The sequence below is a fragment of the Leucobacter sp. PH1c genome, assembly GCF_000633415.1.
Classification (GTDB): domain Bacteria; phylum Actinomycetota; class Actinomycetes; order Actinomycetales; family Microbacteriaceae; genus Leucobacter.
Window position 1 is genome coordinate 1 of record NZ_AYMV01000055.1, and the last position, 608, is coordinate 608.

At 71.5% G+C, this 608-nt stretch carries 1 protein-coding gene; it reads right to left on the reverse strand.

Features of this window, described 5'->3' with window-relative positions; translation table 11 throughout:
* Window positions 1-62: 62 nt before the first annotated feature.
* Window positions 63-530 (reverse strand): MarR family winged helix-turn-helix transcriptional regulator, encoded by a 468-nt coding sequence (locus U874_RS0113580; RefSeq protein WP_025135077.1) that lies wholly within the window; start codon window positions 528-530, stop codon window positions 63-65.
* Window positions 531-608 lie beyond the last annotated feature (78 nt).

Below are 608 nucleotides of genomic sequence, written 5' to 3' on the forward strand. Positions count from 1 at the left end.
GGCGGCGCGCTGGATCGCGGGGGTGCGCCGGATCGCGGCGGAGTACCGGATCCGGGTGGCGGCTAGCCCTGGCGTTCCGCGAGACGCGCGTTGATCTTCGCGGAGATCGCGCCGAGCGCGTCGAGCTCCTCCGAGCTGAGCGCATCGATCACGAGCTCGCGCACCAGCTCGATGTGCTGCGGGATCGCCCGGATGAATGCCCGCCGTCCGAGCGAGGTCAGCCGCGCGTTCGTGGCGCGGCGGTCGTCGGGGCAGGGCACGCGCTCGAGCAGCCCGCGCTTCTCCATGCGCGTGCACACGTGGGAGAGGCGCGGCAGCGTCGCCGCGGTCTCGCGCGCCAGGTGCGACATCTGCAGGGTCGCCTCGGGGGCGACGTACAGCGAGGAGAGCACGGTGAACTCGAAGTGGGTCATCTGCGAATCGCGGAGCAGCTGCGCGTCGAGCACGTTCGGCAGGAGCTGCGACACCGTCACGAGCCCGAGCCAGGCGTTCGACTCCTGCTCGGTCATGCGCGGAGCGGGGGTTGTCATGCCCCCATTCCATCACCTCGCGCGGGCCCGCGCGTCCCCTCCCGCACCCCACCCAGCAGATTGCGTCGACTTTGCTCC

Bases quoted from the DNA above. Each gene is read 5' to 3' on its own strand.
- U874_RS0113580 (WP_025135077.1), bottom strand. From the start codon at position 530: ATGACAACCCCCGCTCCGCGCATGACCGAGCAGGAGTCGAACGCCTGG.